The 18,455-nt window shown below is 45.1% G+C and carries 18 protein-coding genes; 15 read left to right on the forward strand and 3 right to left on the reverse strand.

Features of this window, described 5'->3' with window-relative positions; genetic code table 11:
* Positions 1-102: 102 nt before the first annotated feature.
* The 6 genes from AB4114_RS14455 to gndA all read left to right on the forward strand — a co-directional run bounded on the left by AB4114_RS14455 (position 103) and on the right by gndA (position 7,317).
* Positions 103-1,107, forward strand: a complete 1,005-nt coding sequence (locus AB4114_RS14455; protein WP_441989069.1) for a LacI family DNA-binding transcriptional regulator — start codon at positions 103-105, stop codon at positions 1,105-1,107.
* Between the two features lie 99 nt (positions 1,108-1,206).
* Positions 1,207-2,211 carry a LacI family DNA-binding transcriptional regulator gene (locus AB4114_RS14460; RefSeq protein WP_441989070.1) on the forward strand — a complete coding sequence of 335 codons (1,005 nt, stop codon included), beginning with the start codon at positions 1,207-1,209 and terminating at the stop codon, positions 2,209-2,211.
* A gap of 17 nt (positions 2,212-2,228) precedes the next feature.
* A complete protein-coding gene (locus tag AB4114_RS14465) occupies positions 2,229-3,500 on the forward strand; it encodes a lactate racemase domain-containing protein (RefSeq protein ID WP_441989071.1) in 1,272 nt (423 codons plus the stop codon).
* A complete protein-coding gene (gene gntK, locus AB4114_RS14470) occupies positions 3,497-5,059 on the forward strand; it encodes a gluconokinase (RefSeq protein ID WP_441989072.1) in 1,563 nt (520 codons plus the stop codon). The genes AB4114_RS14465 and gntK overlap by 4 nt, the downstream gene beginning before the upstream one ends.
* A 42-nt stretch (positions 5,060-5,101) precedes the next feature.
* Positions 5,102-5,869 carry an SDR family oxidoreductase gene (locus tag AB4114_RS14475; protein WP_171635468.1) on the forward strand — a complete coding sequence of 256 codons (768 nt, stop codon included), beginning with the start codon at positions 5,102-5,104 and terminating at the stop codon, positions 5,867-5,869.
* Between the two features lie 32 nt (positions 5,870-5,901).
* On the forward strand, positions 5,902-7,317 hold the full coding sequence (gene gndA, locus AB4114_RS14480; RefSeq protein ID WP_171635470.1) for an NADP-dependent phosphogluconate dehydrogenase: 1,416 nt from the start codon (positions 5,902-5,904) through the stop codon (positions 7,315-7,317).
* Here gndA and AB4114_RS14485 read toward each other — a convergent pair whose 3' ends face one another.
* On the reverse strand, positions 7,318-7,638 hold the full coding sequence (locus AB4114_RS14485; RefSeq protein WP_441989073.1) for a hypothetical protein: 321 nt from the start codon (positions 7,636-7,638) through the stop codon (positions 7,318-7,320).
* A gap of 168 nt (positions 7,639-7,806) precedes the next feature.
* Between AB4114_RS14485 and AB4114_RS14490 the strand changes: the two genes are divergently transcribed.
* Entirely contained in the window at positions 7,807-8,325 is a 519-nt protein-coding gene (locus AB4114_RS14490; protein WP_441989074.1) for a shikimate kinase, read from the forward strand.
* A gap of 10 nt (positions 8,326-8,335) precedes the next feature.
* Here the strand turns inward: AB4114_RS14490 and AB4114_RS14495 are convergent, their stop codons facing one another.
* The gene (locus tag AB4114_RS14495) at positions 8,336-8,626 is read right to left on the reverse strand and encodes a rhodanese-like domain-containing protein (protein WP_056612497.1); all 291 of its coding nucleotides are present in this window, start codon (positions 8,624-8,626) and stop codon (positions 8,336-8,338) included.
* 354 nt (positions 8,627-8,980) lie between these two features.
* Here AB4114_RS14495 and aroA point away from each other — a divergent pair, with 354 nt between their 5' ends.
* Genes aroA through AB4114_RS14510 form a run of 3 tightly spaced genes read left to right on the forward strand, consistent with a single transcriptional unit; the run spans position 8,981 to position 11,571 of the window.
* Positions 8,981-10,279, forward strand: a complete 1,299-nt coding sequence (gene aroA, locus AB4114_RS14500) for a 3-phosphoshikimate 1-carboxyvinyltransferase (protein WP_441989075.1) — start codon at positions 8,981-8,983, stop codon at positions 10,277-10,279.
* A gap of 31 nt (positions 10,280-10,310) precedes the next feature.
* Positions 10,311-11,132: a C39 family peptidase gene (locus AB4114_RS14505; protein WP_441989076.1), complete on the forward strand. Its 822-nt coding sequence runs from the start codon at positions 10,311-10,313 to the stop codon at positions 11,130-11,132.
* 13 nt (positions 11,133-11,145) lie between these two features.
* Positions 11,146-11,571 (forward strand): CoA-binding protein, encoded by a 426-nt coding sequence (locus AB4114_RS14510; protein WP_441989077.1) that lies wholly within the window; start codon positions 11,146-11,148, stop codon positions 11,569-11,571.
* A 91-nt stretch (positions 11,572-11,662) separates the two neighbouring features.
* Here AB4114_RS14510 and AB4114_RS14515 read toward each other — a convergent pair whose 3' ends face one another.
* Positions 11,663-12,229 (reverse strand): NAD(P)/FAD-dependent oxidoreductase, encoded by a 567-nt coding sequence (locus AB4114_RS14515; RefSeq protein WP_441989078.1) that lies wholly within the window; start codon positions 12,227-12,229, stop codon positions 11,663-11,665.
* Positions 12,230-12,494: 265 nt separating this feature from the next.
* Here AB4114_RS14515 and AB4114_RS14520 point away from each other — a divergent pair, with 265 nt between their 5' ends.
* The 5 genes from AB4114_RS14520 (at position 12,495) to ccpA (ending at position 18,384) form a co-directional block, all read left to right on the forward strand.
* Positions 12,495-14,384 (forward strand): glucose PTS transporter subunit IIA, encoded by a 1,890-nt coding sequence (locus AB4114_RS14520; protein WP_171635482.1) that lies wholly within the window; start codon positions 12,495-12,497, stop codon positions 14,382-14,384.
* Positions 14,381-16,120: a phosphoenolpyruvate--protein phosphotransferase gene (gene ptsP, locus AB4114_RS14525; RefSeq protein WP_056612485.1), complete on the forward strand. Its 1,740-nt coding sequence runs from the start codon at positions 14,381-14,383 to the stop codon at positions 16,118-16,120. Before AB4114_RS14520 ends, ptsP begins: the two co-directional genes overlap by 4 nt.
* A gap of 1 nt (position 16,121) precedes the next feature.
* Positions 16,122-16,664, forward strand: coding sequence for a type 1 glutamine amidotransferase domain-containing protein (locus tag AB4114_RS14530; RefSeq protein ID WP_441989079.1), 543 nt, complete (start codon positions 16,122-16,124; stop codon positions 16,662-16,664).
* Positions 16,665-16,788: 124 nt separating this feature from the next.
* Entirely contained in the window at positions 16,789-17,196 is a 408-nt protein-coding gene (locus AB4114_RS14535) for a hypothetical protein (RefSeq protein ID WP_171635487.1), read from the forward strand.
* A gap of 180 nt (positions 17,197-17,376) precedes the next feature.
* Positions 17,377-18,384 (forward strand): catabolite control protein A, encoded by a 1,008-nt coding sequence (ccpA, locus tag AB4114_RS14540; protein ID WP_056612480.1) that lies wholly within the window; start codon positions 17,377-17,379, stop codon positions 18,382-18,384.
* The last annotated feature ends 71 nt before the right edge of the window (positions 18,385-18,455 follow it).

Raw genomic sequence — 18,455 nt, forward strand, 5'->3', positions numbered from 1 at the left:
GAGAAGAATGAAACATATACAGGAATGAAGCTATCGAATATAATTGTTTCATTAAAATTAAAGCGCTTATACTTTTTATTGTGAGTTACAGGAGCTGAAGATATGAAAGTCAGTATTTTTGATGTAGCGAAGAAAAGTGGACTTTCTGTAGTCACGGTCTCCCGCGTAATCAATCAAGCAGGTACGGTGCGCGAGGGGAATCGGCAAAAGGTGCTGCAAGCCATGAAGGAGCTGGACTACCAGCCGAATGCAGCTGCGCGCAGTTTAGCCAGAGGTAGGACAGGTATTATTGGTGTTGCGATATCGACCCTCAACGATTCATTCTTCGATGCCGTGGTGAAAGAAATGAATGATCGCTTAGCAGAGCGCGGCTATTTCCTTGCTTTATCGGTCTCGACCGATGCGTTCAAATCCTTTGAGAACTCTTTATTTCAAGAAGATCGGGTAGATGGGTTAATCGTCGTGTCTCCCACGAATGAATTTGCCTATGTAACGGAGTTGGAGAAGAAGAAAATCCCTTTTGTGCTGATTGATAATCAGTATTGTCATGATGCTGTATCGTCTGTCATTGTAGATAACTTCATCGGCGGCTATGAAGCAACCAAGCATCTTATTGATCTCGGGCATCAAACGATTGCTCATATTCGCGGGCCAGAGCCCTTCTTGAGCAGTGCGGAACGTGAGCGCGGTTATATTCATGCGATGTTGGAAGCAGGTTTGACTGAGTTGTGGATTGAACAAGGTGATTTTAGCATCTCTTCAGGCTACGATATTGCAGATGGTTGGATACGTAATAATAAGGTGCCAACTGCTGTATTTGCAGCAGATGATTTCATTGCAATCGGTTTGATGGATGCATGCAAAACGGTAGGATACCAAATTCCCAATGATATGTCGATCGTAGGGTTCGACGATCAAATATTCGCTTCTGAATTTCGCCCGCATTTAACAACGGTACGTCAGCCTGCCAATGAACTAGGGCGTTGCGCCGTCGATGAATTAATACGTAAGATTGATGGTGTGGTAGACATAGACACGTATCCCACGATAAAGTTGCTGCCAGAGTTAGTAGTGAGACAATCGACAGCAAAGAGAAATCATACATAATGAGTTGTGGACTCCCTGAGAAGGGAGTTTTTTTGTCTCGCGAAAAGACTATTGTTAACGTGTGCATAGATGTGATATGCTTCTGTTAGAGGTGAATGTATGAGCGCAACTATTAAGGATATTGCGAAGCTCGCGGGTGTTTCCCACACGACAGTTTCCAGAGCGTTGAATAACAGTCCGCTCATTCAAGAGGAGACGAAGGAGCGCATTCGCATCATCGCTGAACAGCTGGATTACACGCCGAATTATAATGCGAAAAGTTTAGTGCTGGATCGTTCGTATAACTTGGGGCTATTCTTTACAACACTAAGCAATGGAACTTCCGCTGGTTTCTTCTACGAAGCCATTCGAGGGGTTAACTCGGTGATTCGAGATCGCTACCAGTTGATTGTCAAGGGAATCGATGATTACACTAGCTTTCATTCCATCACCAAGAAGAGCTTTGATGGCATAATTATTGTCAGCCAAAGTGACGACGATGGGCCGATCATTGAGCATATTGCGAACAAAGGGATTCCGCTCGTCGTATTGAATCGGCCAGTGGACACCGCCGGTGTTCTGAATGTTCTCTCTGACGAGGAGCAAGGTGCTTTTCATGCAGGAGCTTACCTTGTGAATCAGGGTCATAAGAAAATCGCCTTAATCGAGGGGCGTAAGGGCTTTAAATCTGCGCAGAATCGCAAGGATGGCTTCGAACGAGCAATGGAGCATTATGGGATTTCCATTCCAGCTGCGTTCCGCATGCCGGGACTTTACGATTTGGAAAGTGGTCATCAAGCAATGCAGCAATTTTTGAGCCTCGAAGAGAGACCGACAGCGGTTTTTTGCTGCAATGATGAGATGGCACTAGGAGCCATTAAAGCTGTGTTTGAAGCGGGTTTACATGTCCCTAAGGATATCTCCGTGGTTGGTTTTGATGATACGGTATTCGCGGCCTATGTGACACCTGCCTTAACGACCGTGCGCAGGCCGATCGAACAAATTAGCAAAGAAGGCGCACTGCGTCTCCTAGGTAATATAGAGAATAAATTGCATACAACCGAGCAAGTTCTATTGCGAACCGAATTAATTGTTCGTGAATCTGTGCAATTATTACAAGCATAAGAAAGTGGGGAAAGTCGATGAGTATTCTAAGAGAATTGTTAAATGACATTCCGATTCCGCAAATGGTCAAAATTCGTCAGAAATTTGATCGTTCGATTCTGGAAAATCCTTTGCAGGAACTTGCCGATAAGCTCGAAAGCAGTGGCGTTATGCCGAGTATCCTTCCTGGCCAACAAGTTGCTGTGGCAGTAGGGAGCAGAGGGATTGCCAATATTGCGGGCTTCACGAAGACAACTTTGGATGCCATCAAGGCACGAGGTGCACATCCGTTTATCGTACCGTGTATGGGAAGTCATGGCGGGGCGACTGCGGATGGCCAGACTGAGGTGCTCCAGCACTTTGGTATTACGGAAGAAACGATGGGAGCACCGATTCGCTCTTCCATGGACGTGGTCAAAATCGATCAACTACCGAATGGTTTGCCTGTTTATGTAGATCGCATTGCATCAGAGGCAGATGCCATTGTCGTTATTAACCGTGTGAAGCCGCATACCGCATTCCGCGGACGCATTGAGAGCGGCATCATGAAGATGATCGCGATTGGCCTCGGCAAGCAAAAAGGGGCTGAAGCTTGCCATCAGCTTGGCTTTAAATACATGGCAGAGAATGTTCCTGCGATGGCAAATTTGATGATCGAGAAGCTGCCGATCGTCTTTGGCGTAGCCCTCGTAGAGAATGCTTACGATGAAACTTGTCAGGTTGAGGTTCTTCCTGCTGCCGAGATTGAAGCGCGTGAGGAGCTGCTGCTTGTTGAAGCAAAATCACGTTTGCCGAAAATTTTATTCGATGAAATCGATGTGCTAGTGATTGATTATATCGGTAAAAATATTAGCGGTGACGGTATGGATCCTAACGTAACGGGACGCTATCCTACTCCTTATGCACATGGCGGACCCGAAGTGTCAAAGATGGTTGTTCTTGATTTGACACACGAGACCAAAGGGAATGCCAATGGCGTAGGTACAGCGGATTTCACTACTCAACGTCTAGTTGATAAGACAAATCTAGAATTCACGTATGCCAATGGGTTAACTTCTACGGTCTGTGCACCTACGAAAATCGCGACGACTTTAGAAAATGATTTCTATGCGATCAAAGCTGCCGTGAAAACTTGCAATATTTTAGATTACACGACCTGTAAGCTTGTTCGTATTCAAGATACACTTCACTTAGGTGAGATTGAAATTTCGGTGAACCTCCTTGAAGCCGCTCGTCAGCATCCGGATATTGAAATTTTATCAGAGCCATTTGAGCTAACATTCGATGCAGAGGGGAATATTTGCCCATGACGCAAAGTCAGAAGCCTTATATCATAGCTGCTGATATTGGAACAACGAGTACCAAAACGCTGGTTATTGATCGGGATGGGCAGGTACTTGCCTCCCATTCCATCGAATATCCGCTCTTCACCCCTGCCGCAGATCGTGCCGAGCAGGATCCAGATCAAATCTTTGATGCTGTGGTGCAGGGGATTGGCGCCGTTGTTCGCAAGCAAGGCATCTCGCTTGAACAAGTGCTTTGCGTGTCCTTCAGCTCAGCGATGCACAGTATAATTGCCGTAGATGAGCACAATAAGCCATTAACCCAATGTATTACATGGGCGGACAATCGTGCCGCGAAATATGCGGAGGATTTGAAGCAGAGTGGGCTTGGTCAACAGATTTATGCGAGAACAGGCACACCGATTCACCCCATGTCACCACTTTTGAAATTGAAGTGGTTCGGGGAGCATGAACCAGCGCTTGTTCGAAATACCCATAAATTTATAGGGATTAAAGAGTATGTGTTTGCCAAGTTGTTTGGTCAGTATTTAATCGACCATTCCCTGGCGAGTGCAACAGGATTATTCAATCTGGAGCAATTGGATTGGGATGCGGGTGCGCTTGATTATGCAGGGGTAACACCTCAGCAGCTATCCGCACTTGTGCCAACGACACATCGTGTAGAAGGCATGAGCTCTGCTTATGCTGATGCGATGGGCTTGTCCACGGACACGCCATTTATTGTCGGCGCTTCCGATGGTGTACTTGCCAACCTTGGCGTCGGCGCCTTCGAACCCGGCGTTGTCGCGGTTACGATCGGTACGAGCGGCGCAGTCCGCAGCGTCGTGAACAAACCGCAAACGGACCCCGAGGGTAAGTTATTCTGTTACGCGTTAACCGAAAACTTCTGGGTCGTTGGTGGGCCGATTAACAACGGAGGTATTGTATTCCGTTGGGTGAGAGACCAGATCGCGACAGCAGAAGCAGAAGAAGCACGCCGCATGGGCATGGATCCTTATGATCACTTGACAGCACTTGCTGCTGAAGTGGGAGCAGGCTCCGAAGGATTGCTTTTCTTGCCATTGCTATCCGGCGAGCGTGCGCCTTATTGGAATGCTAATGCACGTGGCGTTTATTTTGGTTTATCACTTAGTCATCAGAAGAAGCATATGATCCGTGCCGCATTGGAAGGCGTCATGTTCTCCATTCAAGCCGTTGCGACATCGTTGGAGCGCATGATGGGACCTGCAACCGTCATTCGTGCATCAGGCGGCTTCGCTCGCTCAGAGTTCTGGCGTCAGATGATGACCGATATGCTCGGCACGGCCGTTACCGTTCCAGACTCCATCGAGAGCTCAGGAATTGGCGCAGCTTTACTTGGTCTACTCGCAATGGGGGAGATCGAGGACTTATCGCTTGCGCATAAATGGATCGGGGTAGGAAAGGCTCACGAGGTGAATGAAAACGATTATCGCGTATATCAACAATTGACATCTATTTATACGAGCGTATATCATCAGTTAAAAGATCAATTCGACGCGATCACCGCTTTTCAAAGTCAGCACCTACGGAGTCCTCAATCATAATACTTTTTAGACAAAGCACTATTATTCGAGAGGATGACGACAATGAACTTATTCGATCTTTCTGGGAAAACAGCAGTAATTATTGGCGGTAATAGTACACTTGGTGGCTCAATGGCTTTAGCTCTTGCTGGACATGGTGCAAAAGTAGCTATCGTCGGGCGGAATCAAGAGAAAAGCGAACAGGTTCAAGAGGCTATTGCTGCGATTGGCGGCGAAGCGAAGACTTTCCAAGCAGATGCAACCAAACGTGAAGATTTAGAGCAAGTCCTTCAAGATGTTATTGCTTGGTCAGGCAGTGCGGATGTTCTTATGAATTGTCCAGGTAAAAATAGTGCGACACCTTTCTTTGACATTTCCATGGAAGAATGGGATTCTATTATGGAGGTAAATTTGAAAAGCGTCGTGCTAGCTTGCCAAGTGTTCGGGAAATACATGGTTGAACGAGGTGAAGGCGGAAGCATTATTAATATTTCATCCGTTTCCTCGGATCCACCACTTTCTCGTGTGTTCACTTACTCCGCTTCTAAAGCAGCTGTGAATAATATCACACAGAACCTAGCCCGTGAGTTCGCTCCGAGCCGTGTGCGTGTGAACGCGATTATTCCAGGCTTTTTCCCAGCAGAGCAGAATCGTAAGATTTTGTCGCCTGAGCGGATCGAATCCATTATGCGTCATACGCCGATGAATCGATTTGGTGAAGCTGCAGAGCTTCAAGGTGCTGCTGTGTACCTGGCTTCAGAGAAAGCTTCGAGCTTTGTAACAGGAACAGTTTTGAGAGTAGACGGCGGTTTTGGCGCGATGACGATTTAACTATTTATATATCGGAAGGGTGTATGAGAGACATGTCTAAGCAACAAATAGGTGTTGTAGGTTTAGCAGTAATGGGGAAAAACTTAGCATTAAACATTGAAAGCAGAGGCTTTACGGTATCCGTATTCAACCGTTCTGCTGAGAAAACGAAGGAGCTTCTTAATGAAGCACCAGGCAAGCAACTTGTTGGTACATATACGGTTGAAGAATTCGTTCAATCCCTAGAAGTGCCGCGCAAAATTTTGATCATGGTCAAAGCAGGCGGACCTACGGATGACACAATTAACCAATTGCTTCCGCATTTGGATAAAGGCGATATTTTGATCGACGGCGGAAATGCATTCTTCCCAGACACACAACGTCGCAACAAAGAGCTAGAAGCTCACGGGATTCGTTTCGTTGGAACAGGTGTTTCCGGCGGTGAAGAAGGCGCGCTTAAAGGACCTGCGATCATGCCAGGTGGCCAAGAAGACGCGTATAAATTGGTAGAGCCTATCCTAACAGCCATCTCAGCTAAAGTTGGCGAAGATGCTTGTTGTACGTATATCGGGCCAGACGGCGCGGGTCACTATGTAAAAATGGTGCACAACGGTATTGAGTATGGAGATATGCAATTGATTTGTGAAGCTTACCAATTGCTGAAAGATGTACTTAACGTTAGCACAGAAGAGCTTCATGAGATCTTCACGGAGTGGAACAATGGGGAGCTGGACAGCTACCTAATCGAAATCACACGTGATATTTTCACGAAATATGATGCTGAAACAGGCAAACCAATGGTTGACGTGATTTTGGATTCCGCTGGACAAAAGGGAACAGGAAAATGGACCAGTCAAAGTGCTCTGGACCTTGGCGTGCCGCTTTCTATCATCACAGAATCCGTATTCTCCCGTTTCATCTCTGCGATGAAGGAAGAACGCGTAGCAGCAAGCAAAGTACTCAAAGGACCTGATGCTCCAGCATTCACAGGGGATCGCAAAGCGTTTATTGAGGCTGTTCGTCAAGCTCTTTACGCAAGCAAAATTTGTTCGTATGCACAAGGTTTCGCTCAAATGAGAGCAGCTTCCGAAGAATACAAATGGGATTTGAAATACGGCAGCATCGCAATGATCTTCCGTGGCGGTTGTATCATCCGCGCTCGTTTCCTTCAAAATATCAAGGATGCGTATGATCGCAATCCTGAGTTGAAAAACCTGTTGCTTGATTCCTACTTCACAGACGTAGTGGACAACTACCAAGGATCATGGAGAACAGTGATTGCAGAAGCGGTTACTCGCGGTATTGCAGTACCTTCCTTCGCATCCGCACTTGCTTACTACGACAGCTACCGTACAGAAAGATTGCCAGCTAACTTGTTACAAGCACAACGTGATTACTTCGGAGCTCATACATTCCAACGTGTTGACAAAGAAGGATCCTTCCACTACAACTGGATGGGTAACGAGTAGTTATTTCTCATCTTGTAAACCGTATGCCGCTTCTCGCAGCCACAACTTCAGTCGATCAGCTTYTTGATCGAAGCCGTTGCGTTTGTGAATCAGCATGAGGGATATCTCTGCAAAATAACGGAAATTTCTTAATAATCGTGGTTGAGTTAGACCCTGCATCATCGGGTCTTCTTCAGCCACTTTTTTCTTAATAAATTCTAAAATCCAGACGACATCCTCTTTGCATAGTGTATAGCTTGGGTGTAAAATTTGCTCCAGTTTGCGTTGTGTGCGATTGGTAAAGGCGGTAGTTTGGTTTTGCTTCAGCACAGTTGGGTTCAAAGCTCCATCTCTCCTTATCGGCGTGGTCTCTCTAAAATCTTAACTGTTTGTGCTAGAATTTATTCACACTACTATATGATTTTTTAATGGATTGTATTCATGCTGAAAGGGCTATGGTATGATGTTGGGAAAGTTTGTATGACTAGCATATGGGAAAAGGGGATTTGTGTGACAGTCAGAAATATTGTGCTTGTTGGATTCATGGGAACAGGGAAATCAACCGTAGGCAAGAAGCTTGCAGAGCGTTTAGGATGGAGTTTTTGTGATTCTGACGCCGTGTTAGAAGAGGTACAACAGACAAGTATACCCGAAATATTTCGGGATTATGGAGAAGCACGCTTTCGCGCTCTGGAAACCGAGACGCTGGCACATATATTAGACAGTGAGGGCCAAGTTGTTGCGACGGGCGGCGGTGCGGTACTTGCAGAATCTAATCGAATTTGCATGTTGCAGCATGGCTTTGTTGTCGCGTTGAACGCAACGGCGGAAACGATTATCCAAAGAGTGAGTGCGGATACGAATCGGCCTTTGCTGCAGGGGAATTTGGAAGAAAGAGTTCATACATTAATGGAACAAAGAAAGCATGCCTATGATTTCGCTCATACGTCCATTGATACGACGGACTTAAGCGAAGATGAAATTGCAGATCGCATCATTCAGCAAGCGGCGTCATTAGGGAGAAGATAAGCTTTTCAGCTTAATCTTCCCACTCGAGCATGCCGCCGGTCATGTTCTTAAGACCTTTATAACCGTTGGCTTCAAGATAGCCTAGTGCGCGTCCGCTTCGATTTCCACTACGACATACTAAAATGACTTCGTCGACTTGTGGGATCTCGCTAAGCCGCTCTGGCAATTGGCCTAATGGAATATGTATGGCGCCTTGAATCATACCTTCAGCTACTTCCTCATCTTCGCGAACGTCGATAAGTGTTAGCTGCTCTCCTTGCGCGAGTCTTGCTTTGATCTCGGATGGTAGAATCGTGTCCATGATATGCCTCCATGTTTGTATTTTCAGAAGAAAGCTTCTTACTTAGTATGATAGAAATATAACGACGTGATGTCAAACGAAGTGTTTCTTTAATATATAAGAACTTGTATGTTGCACACGATAAACTGGCTATATTTCTAGATAAACGCTCCCGTCCAAGAAACGGCGGAGCCAATTATTTCGTCTAGCTTTTCCAAGATGCAGCTGCTAGGTCGGAAGGTTCCCAAGTTAGATTTCGTATGGTACACTGTCAATAAATCTTAGGATCTCTATCATCCCGCTGATGATTGGTTTCTTGTCATTCATTCTGCTGGATATACATATAAACTACTTGCGAAGGAGTTAACAAACGACATGAAAGCCATCGTAAAACCAACTTCCCATCTTGAAGGGGAAATTAATGCTTTATCCTCCAAAAACTACACTACACGCTACTTGCTAATTGGTGCACTAGCGAATGGGACAAGTACAATCTATTACCCAGCTCATAGTGAAGATAGTGATGCTATGAGACGATGTGTACGTGATCTTGGCGCTATTATAGAAGAAGATGATGAGAAAATTGTAATCACAGGCTTCGGCAAGAACCCTAAGCATGTGTCTGAATTGAATGTTGGTAATGCTGGTGCGGTGCTCCGCTTTTTGATGTCTACGGCTGCTTTCTGTCCGGAAGTAACTTTTGTGAATACATATCCGGAATCATTGGGTAAACGTCCTCATGATGATTTAATCGATACTTTGCAACAAATGGGCGTAGAAGTACAACATAATAACGGTCGTTTGCCGATAACAATTAAAGGGGGACAACCTCGCGGCGGCAAAATCACCGTTTCTGGTAATGTGAGCTCGCAGTTTCTGAGTTCTTTGTTGTTTATGACGCCGCTGCTGGAAGAAGACAGTGAAATTGAAGTTCTGCATGATTTGAAGTCCAAAATTATTGTAGGGCAGACGCTTGAAGTGTTAGCGCAAGCGGGTATCGTCGTTCATGCAAGTGAAGATTTGATGCACTACCGTATTCCAGGTGGGCAATCCTATGAAGCCAAAGAATATGTGATCCAAGGCGACTATCCAGGTTCAGCAGCCATTCTAGCTGCCGCTGYGGTTACGAATTCCGATGTGCGTGTACTTCGTCTGGAAGAGAACAGCAAGCAAGGTGAGAAGGCTTGTGTGGACGTTCTGAAGGCAATGGGAGTTAATTTAACGCATGACAACGGTGTAGTTCATGTGCGTGGGAATCAACGCCTTGTTGCTGGTGAATTCGATGGTGATCATTTCACGGATGCTGTTCTTGCGATGGTTGCTGCGGCAGTGTTTGCAGAAGGTACTTCGCGTTTCTACAATGTTGAGAACCTACGGTATAAAGAGTGTGATCGTATCACAGATTATTTGAATGAGCTTCGCAAGGCTGGAGCTGATGTAGAAGAGCGTCAGAGTGAGATTATTGTTCATGGTAAACCACAAGGGGTTGAAGGTGGCGTAGAAATTAATGCGCATTTCGATCATCGTGTCATCATGGCTTTAACTGTAGTTGGTCTGCGCTCTGAGAAGGGTTTAACGATTCGGGATGCTCACCACGTGGCGAAGTCGTATCCACAATATTTCGACCATTTGCGCTCCATTGGCGCACAGGTTGAGCTAGTGAGCGAGTCTTAGAATCTCAATTACATTGAATGGGTGAGTCAGCATGAGGATTATTTGGCAAGGATTGAAAGTGACGTTTGGATTGTTTCTCGTAGCAGGTCTTACATTTGCGAGCAGCGTATTTGCTGTATTGCTTTATGCGAAGGCTACAGGGAAAGAAMCAGCTTTATTCGCTTCTGGTCCGGTAGTCTTAGCAGTTGATAAACCCACCGCTACGGTGAAGGGCACCGTGAAGCCGACACCACCGCCAACGCATGCACCAGTCAAATCAGCGATGCTGGATGTCCCCGTCATACAGCAACTGCCCGAGCTGCCTGCTGGCTGTGAGATCACAAGTCTCACGATGCTGCTGAAGTACTATGGCGTAAACAAAACAAAGATGGAATTAGTCGCCGAGATGCCAACAGACATGACACCAGCAACATYGGATGCCAATGGCAACATCGCTTACTGGGGCAATCCGAACTCCGGCTTCGTTGGAGACGTAACGCGTAAGAAAAGAGGCTTTGGCATCTATTCTGCAGGATTGTTTCCGCTTATGAAAGACTATATCCCTCAAGCGATTAATATAACAGGGGAAGCTTTTGAATTGTATGAGGGGCAAGTGGCGAATGGGATCCCTGTAATCGTTTGGACGACAATTGACTACAATCTACCGTACAAATGGGTAACGTGGGATACGCCAATCGGTCCTCTAAAGACAACGTATTCGGAGCATGCTGTTGTCCTTGTTGGATTTGACGAAACGAATGTTTACTTAAATGACCCATTGAGTGGCAAAAAGCAAGTTAAAGTGAGTAAAGCACAGTTTGTTGAAACTTGGGAAGCAATGGGGAAACAAGGTCTAACCTACTTGAATAAATAGGAGAGCGATCCACATGACATTTGAGAATCCGTCTAGGGAACACATCAAAGAATTGCTTGCCCATGCAGGGAATATCGCTGTTGTAGGCTTGTCTGATAAACCAGATCGCACATCTTATATGGTATCAGCAGCCATGCAAAGCCGTGGATACCGAATTATTCCCGTTAATCCGAATGCAGATGAAATTCTAGGTGAGAAGTGCTATCCATCGTTATCGGACATTCCTGAGCCTGTGGATATCGTGAACGTGTTTCGTCGAGCTGATCAGGTAATTCCAGTGGCTGAAGAATCAGTTAAGATTGGGGCGAAGGTGTTCTGGTTGCAGCTTGATATCGTGAATGAAGAAGCAGGACGAATTGCCAACGAGGGTGGCTTAGAAGTCATCATGGATCGCTGCATTAAAGTGGAAGATGCGATATTGAATCCGCGCAACAATTAATGCAGGTCCCACAGGGAAGCCTCAATCAAATAAAACCGCTAGTCGATCACCTTTGCAGGGGAACGATTAGCGGTTTTCTCATACGCTGGAACTAGGCTTTCAACACATCGTGATCTACATAACGAGCACCGTTAAGCTCACTAATTACATTGATAGCGACTTTGGCTCCGTCACCAGCAGTGATAATCGTATGCATACTGACACCAGCCGTCGTACCTGCTGCCCATACACCTTTGACACTTGTATGTCCTTGTGCATCACAGTCAACAATAGATTTAATTCTCGGTTCAGTACCTTCTTTTGTCGCGATACCAGCAGCTTCAGCAAGTTCAACGGATAAACCAGTTGCTAGAATAACATGCTTACCTGTGTATGTACCATTTTCTGTGGTGATCTCAAAACTATCTTCATTCTTTACTAGTTGAGTCGCTTTGCCAGTTACGAATTCAGTGCCAAATTTAGCAGCTTGTTTCTTGCCGATCTCAACCAAATCTGGCCCGCCAATCGCTTCGACACCATAGTGATTCTCGATCCATGCACGTTTCGTAACGCTTTGCTCATTGTCGATGACGAGCGTTTTCTTGCCTGCTTTTGAAGTGAAAAGTGCAGCACTCGCACCGGTAGGACCTGCACCAATAATAATAACATCATAAGACATAAGCGTATTTCCTCCTTGAATTCTAAATTTGGGTACAAATGAATTATGACAGCTATCAGGGGACTTAGTCAACTTTCGCGTTTACTATGTAGAATAACCCTGATGGAATAAGCGATCTGCTTATTTTTTTTGACAAAAGCACGAACAAGCTTTACGATTTGATAAGAGAATCTTATGCTTATGGAAGATACTCTTCGAAATTGCTAAGGGATGATGCTTACGAAGTCAGTTTTCTGACGAAAACTTTTAGGAGGTTAGCATTCGTTTGAACTGGATGGGGAACTTACAACAGCTTGGCCGCTCCTTAATGCTGCCTACCATTGCGCTTCCTATTGCTGCTGTGCTGCTTTGTCTAGGGGATTTACCTTGGGATGCTATACATGCTTCAAGCTTTGGGGAAATGCTGTCATTGGCTGGAAATACAATCTTTGATTATATACCAATTATCTTCGCTGTTGGTGTGGCATTGGGATTAACAGAAAGTGCCGGAATAGCTGGTTTATCGGCTATGCTAGGGTATTTCATGTTTACCCGACTCATCGAGCATGGGCTGGGCACGCAATTTCAATTAGGCGTTTCTGGCGGGATCTTGATTGGGCTGCTGGCTGCAATCATCTATCACCGCTGCAAGGAAATTAAGCTTCCGGAGTACATACAATTTTTCGGTGGTCCTCGGATGGTGCCGCTCGTCATGGGCCTCGCAACGCTCATTGTCTCTTATATCATGATCTGGCTTGGTCCTTATCTGGAGACGCTTATGGGCAAAATATCAAGTGGATTACTTGGATTAGGCGGCTTCGGTGCATTCATATATGGGATTGCTCATCGCTTGCTCGTACCTTCGGGCTTACATCATATTTTGAATAACTTTTTCTGGTTTCAAGTGGGGGCGTACGAGACGCCATCAGGACAATACGCCTATGGCGATTTGCCGCGATTTTTTGCTGGCGATCCATCTGCAGGGATGTATATGGCCGGTTTATACCCGATCATGATGTTTGCATTACCAGCTATTGCTTTTGCAATTATCGGAGAAGCGAGGGAAGATTTAAAGCCGAAGATCAAAGCTACATTCTTAACGGCTGCATTGGCTTCCTTTTTAACTGGTGTAACAGAGCCGATTGAATTTGCTTTCCTTTTTGTAGCACCTTATTTGTTCGTTATTCATGCCATCCTTTCGGGCGTAGCTATGTGGATCGCTTATGAGTTAAATATCCACCATGGATTCTCTTATTCGGCTGGGGCTATTGACTACATCATTAATCTGCACTTATCACACAATGGCTTATTGTTGATTCCGATAGGGCTGGTCTATGGTTTACTGTATTATTTCTTATTCCGATGGGCGATTCAGAAGTTCCGAATTCCTACACCGGGTAGGGAAGAGGGCTCATCGCTAGAAGAGTGGGCTGGGGACATACCGTATCGTTCTCCGTTAATTTTGCAGGCACTTGGTGGGAAAGACAATATTAAGAAGATTGAAGCCTGTATTACCCGATTGCGACTTACGCTTGTCAATGATCGTCTGATGGACATCACGGCATTACGACACTTAGGAGCAGCAGGCGTCATACGTCTTGGAGGAGGCAATGTTCAAGTCGTGTTTGGAACATTTTCAGAGCTTATACGTGAAGAAATTATGAAGGTATTACGTAAAGATATTCATGTCGTCTTATTTACATCTCCAATGCAGGGACGTATGATCCCTATTGAAGAAGTGCCTGATCGTATCTTTGCCTCCCGACTCGTCGGGAATGGTGTTGCTTTTATTCCTGAAAAAGGTGAGTTGGTTTCCCCTGTTGCAGGTACCATTATGCACATTTACCCWACTATGCATGCACTGGGGATCTTAACGGATGAAGGTCTTGAAGTYCTGCTGCATATCGGAATTGACACGTCCAGCTTACCAGGCAAGTGCTTTAATGCTCTGGTGAAGGAAGGCGATCGTGTGGAAGCAGGACAGCTGCTAGTGAAGTTCAACTACAACAAAGTTAAGAAATTTGCTTCTTCCTTAGCGACACCTATGATAATTACGAATCCAGATATTGTGAAGTCATGGAGTTTTGCTCCGTTTAAGCCAGTTAAGAAAGGCCAAGGCTCTGTTATGTCCGTTGTCCTTAAGCCGACTAAATCCGAGGGGGGGACGAACGGATGATTAGAGGTGTAGGCGCGTCATCGGGAATTGCAATGGGTCAAGCGTTTGTTATTCCCACTTGGGAATGGGATTTTCCAGAGAAAATGATAGATGTGACAGATTTAGCTTATGAATTCGAGCGATTGTATGATGGCATTCGGCATTCCAAGGATGAGCTAGAGCTAATCAAACAAGAGATCAAAGAAGTTGTAGGGCAAGAACAAGCCTATATTTTTGATGCACATTTGGCCATTTTGGAAGACCCCATCTTCATGAATGAGATTCAAGGTATTATTGAGCTGCAATATAAAGCCGCAGAAGTCGCCGTGAAAGAAGTCATTGACAAATTTGTAGGTATGTTTAATTTAATTGATGATGAATACATGAAAGAACGCGCTTTAGATATTAAAGATGTCGGTAATCGTCTCTTGAAGCATTTATTGGGGGATACGAGCACGACGGTTCCGCCGATTGATCATCCTTATATTTTAGTTGCGAAGGAGCTTACCCCTTCACAGCTTGCTCATTTGGATCCAACGAATGTGCTAGGACTGTTGACAATTCTGGGTGGCACGCACTCGCACGTGTCGATTATGGCCAGAGCGATGTCTGTCCCTTATGTACTCGGATTAGAAGGAAAGCTGCTGCGTCCTATTCAAAATGGTGATTTCTTGATTATTGATGGTCAAGAAGGCACCTTGTATATTAATCCGGATAAGATTACAATCGAACGTTATCAAGCACGTAAGAAAAACTGGCTGGAGTTCAAGGAAAGCTTGCAAGAAATTGCCGATGTAGCTCCGCTGACGTTAGATAGAAGCTTGGTTAATCTACATGCGAATATTAATTCTGTTATGGAAATTGACCAAGTATTGCGGAATGGCGCATCAGGTGTAGGGCTTTTTCGTACCGAATATTTGTATATGGATCGAGATTCATTGCCTAGTGAAGAGGAGCAATTTGAGGTCTATCGCCACGCGGCCATGCAGCTCAAAGGACGTCCAATCGTGATCCGTACCCTGGATATTGGCGGCGACAAGAAGCTTGACTACATGCCGCTTGCCAAAGAAGATAATCCCTTCCTAGGCTACCGGGCCATTCGAATCTCTCTGGATCGAACGGATCTCTTTATGACGCAGCTAAGAGCGATCTTAAGAGCAAGTCATTATGGGAATGTGAAGATCATGTATCCGATGGTGACCTCCATCGAGGAGGTGCGTCAAGCGAAAGCGCACTTAGAAAGAGCGAAGCTGGAGCTAAGTAGTCTTGGTGTGCCTTTTAATGCTAATATTGAGGTTGGACTTACCATTGAAGTTCCTGCTGCTGCCATCATTGCTGATGTGCTTGCTAGCGAAGTGAATTTTATGAGTATTGGCACAAATGATCTAGTTCAATATGTTCTAGCAGTTGATCGAATGAACGAGAATATCGCGCACTTATATAATCCTTATCATCCGGCCGTTATTCGATTACTTAAACTCGTGATCGATGCAGGCAAGCGTGTTGGCATTCCTGTAGGCGTATGCGGGGAAATGGCTGGAGATATTCGGGCTCTGCCAATTTGGCTTGGACTGGGCATTGAGGAGCTGAGCATATCGGTTCAGACGCTCTTGCAAGTCAAGCACAGACTGCTTAGCAGTGATGCCGCGACATGCAAGGCATTAGTAGATCGTATTTTAATTTGCAAAACAAGTGATGAAATCTTGGAGCTTCTTGCTCAAACGGAACAAACGGAATCCATTGTAGGAGGAAATTAGTATGGAGTTAGCAGGTTTGAAGGTGCTAGCCTTCGTTGATGAAGAATTTGAAGATTTGGAAATGTGGTATCCTGTCTACCGGCTGCGTGAAGCAGGCGCAATTGTAGACATCGTTGGACCTAAAGCAAAAACTGTCTATCATGGCAAATATGGCGTACCCATCACGACGGATTATGCATTCGATGAAGTGAAATCTTCGGATTATGTTGGTCTTTATGTTCCTGGTGGTTGGGCACCTGACAAGCTTCGTCGTTATGCCGATGTGCTTAGACTTACGCAGGAGTTTCATGCGGATGTGAAGCCTATCGCACAGATTTGTCATGCAGGCTGGGTTTTGATTTCTGCCAAAATCGTTCAAGGTTACACGATGACGTCCACGCCAGGCATTCGCGATGATATCGAAAATGCTGGGGCCATTTGGCTTGATGAAGAAGTCGTGGTGGATCGCAATATCATTTCAGGGCGTAGACCACCGGATCTTCCGGCATTTTCCAAGCGTTTTGTGGATGAAGTTATCTCCTTTAGCAAACAACTGCAAAAGTAACATCTCTCTTCCATAGGTGGCAAAAACTACTATGTATTGATCAGAAGGAAATCTGATGACATCGTAGAATAACATAGTACAAGCAACTAATGTACATGCCGCCTGTCAGTGAAGGAGTGTTAGAATGCAAAAGTATTGTAAGTGCGGACGCACGATGAACCTTCGTCTGCGCACGGTTATTTATCAAAGTAAAGTAGATATTGAGAATGTTCCTATCTATTCCTGTGAGGGCTGTGGACGAAGTGAGGTTGTACCTCATGTAAAGCCTGAACTTACCGGTCTGATCGGTAAGCTGGGTAGTAAACCAGAGAAGCAGCAATTCTTCTTCCATGAAGTTTCGGAGGTTGCCTTTCTGCTGTTAAAAGTAACAGAAAAAGAGCGTATGAATGATTCTATGGAGAAAATTGTGGAGGAACGAATCAATGAGCTGTTGGACATCTTATTGCTAGCGCAATCGCTAGGCGATGAGCCATGGGCTGAGGAAATTCGTAAACGTTTATCGCAAATCACTCAAAGCGCAATTTCAACCTAAAAATGGGCTGCCAATCTCGACAAGAGGTTGGCTTTTATTCTATTTGTGACCCTTTTGAAAATAAAATGAAAATTATTTTCAAAGCATTTTCATTTTGCATTGCAAGATGGATTAATTTGTCGTATCATAACGATAATATACTAGGTTCGCAGAATACTTGTGAAAATGGAGAGAGTAACCGTGACCGTAACCATTTATGATGTAGCGAGAGAAGCAGGCGTTTCCATGGCAACCGTATCTCGGGTCGTTAATAATAACCCGAACGTGAAGCCGCAAACACGTAAGAAAGTTTTTGAAGCCATTGAACGATTGGGTTACCGTCCAAATGCGGTAGCTAGAGGATTAGCAAGTAAAAAGACGACAACGGTTGGCGTTGTTATTCCCGATATATCCAATTCTATTTTTGCTGAAGTAGCGCGTGGAATTGAGGATATTGCGAATATGTACCATTACAATATTATTTTGTGTAATGCGGACAAGAAGAAAGAGAAAGAAATTCGTGTAATCAACACGTTGCTTGAGAAACAAGTTGACGGGTTGCTCTTCATGGGTGGTGTTGTTACAGAAGAACATATTCAAGCTTTCCGTACGTCATCTGTTCCGGTTGTCCTATGTGGCACGAAGGATGAGAACCAAGCGATGGCATCCGTTGATATTGATCATGAGGCGGCTGCATTTGACGCAGTGAACGTACTTATTGAAGCAGGTCATCGTGATATTGCCATGATTTCTGGAACTCTACAAGATCCAGCGAATGGCTTCGCTAGATATCAAGGCTACAAACGTGCACTTGAAACGGCTGGCATTCCAGTACGTGATGAGTATGTACGGATTGGAAATTACCGTTATGAATCCAGTGTAGATGCAGTCAACTATTTCTTGGAGCTTTCTCCTAGACCGTCCGCTATTTTCTCGGCAACGGATGAAATGGCGATTGGCGCTATTCATACGATTCAAGACAATGGGCTTCGCGTTCCTGAAGATATCGCTGTAATCAGTGTGGATAATATCCGTATGGCCTCCATGGTTAGACCGACATTAACGACGGTAGCTCAACCGATGTATGATATCGGAGCTGTGTCGATGCGACTACTGACGAAGCTGATGAATAAAGAATCAACAGAAAATATGCAAGTTATTTTACCGCATGAAATCATTAATCGTCACTCGGTTAAAGCCCGAGCTTAAGTGAAAAATAAACCTCTAATCGTGTCCTTCCATTCTGGAAGAGGTGCGATAGAGGTTTTCTCATGTAAGAA

The organism is Paenibacillus sp. 2RAB27 (genome assembly GCF_052115445.1).
In the GTDB taxonomy this organism is placed as follows: Bacteria; Bacillota; Bacilli; order Paenibacillales; family NBRC-103111; genus Paenibacillus_E.

Excerpts from the sequence above, each read along its gene's own strand:
- AB4114_RS14455 (WP_441989069.1), top strand. The coding sequence starts at position 103 with ATGAAAGTCAGTATTTTTGATGTAGCGAAGAAAAGTGGACTTTCTGTA.
- AB4114_RS14460 (WP_441989070.1), top strand. The coding sequence starts at position 1,207 with ATGAGCGCAACTATTAAGGATATTGCGAAGCTCGCGGGTGTTTCCCAC.
- AB4114_RS14465 (WP_441989071.1), top strand. The coding sequence starts at position 2,229 with ATGAGTATTCTAAGAGAATTGTTAAATGACATTCCGATTCCGCAAATG.
- gntK (WP_441989072.1), top strand. The coding sequence starts at position 3,497 with ATGACGCAAAGTCAGAAGCCTTATATCATAGCTGCTGATATTGGAACA.
- AB4114_RS14475 (WP_171635468.1), top strand. The coding sequence starts at position 5,102 with ATGAACTTATTCGATCTTTCTGGGAAAACAGCAGTAATTATTGGCGGT.
- gndA (WP_171635470.1), top strand. The coding sequence starts at position 5,902 with ATGTCTAAGCAACAAATAGGTGTTGTAGGTTTAGCAGTAATGGGGAAA.
- AB4114_RS14495 (WP_056612497.1), bottom strand. The coding sequence starts at position 8,626 with ATGGACACGATTCTACCATCCGAGATCAAAGCAAGACTCGCGCAAGGA.
- AB4114_RS14510 (WP_441989077.1), top strand. The coding sequence starts at position 11,146 with ATGACATTTGAGAATCCGTCTAGGGAACACATCAAAGAATTGCTTGCC.
- AB4114_RS14515 (WP_441989078.1), bottom strand. The coding sequence starts at position 12,229 with ATGTCTTATGATGTTATTATTATTGGTGCAGGTCCTACCGGTGCGAGT.
- ptsP (WP_056612485.1), top strand. The coding sequence starts at position 14,381 with ATGATTAGAGGTGTAGGCGCGTCATCGGGAATTGCAATGGGTCAAGCG.
- AB4114_RS14530 (WP_441989079.1), top strand. The coding sequence starts at position 16,122 with ATGGAGTTAGCAGGTTTGAAGGTGCTAGCCTTCGTTGATGAAGAATTT.
- AB4114_RS14535 (WP_171635487.1), top strand. The coding sequence starts at position 16,789 with ATGCAAAAGTATTGTAAGTGCGGACGCACGATGAACCTTCGTCTGCGC.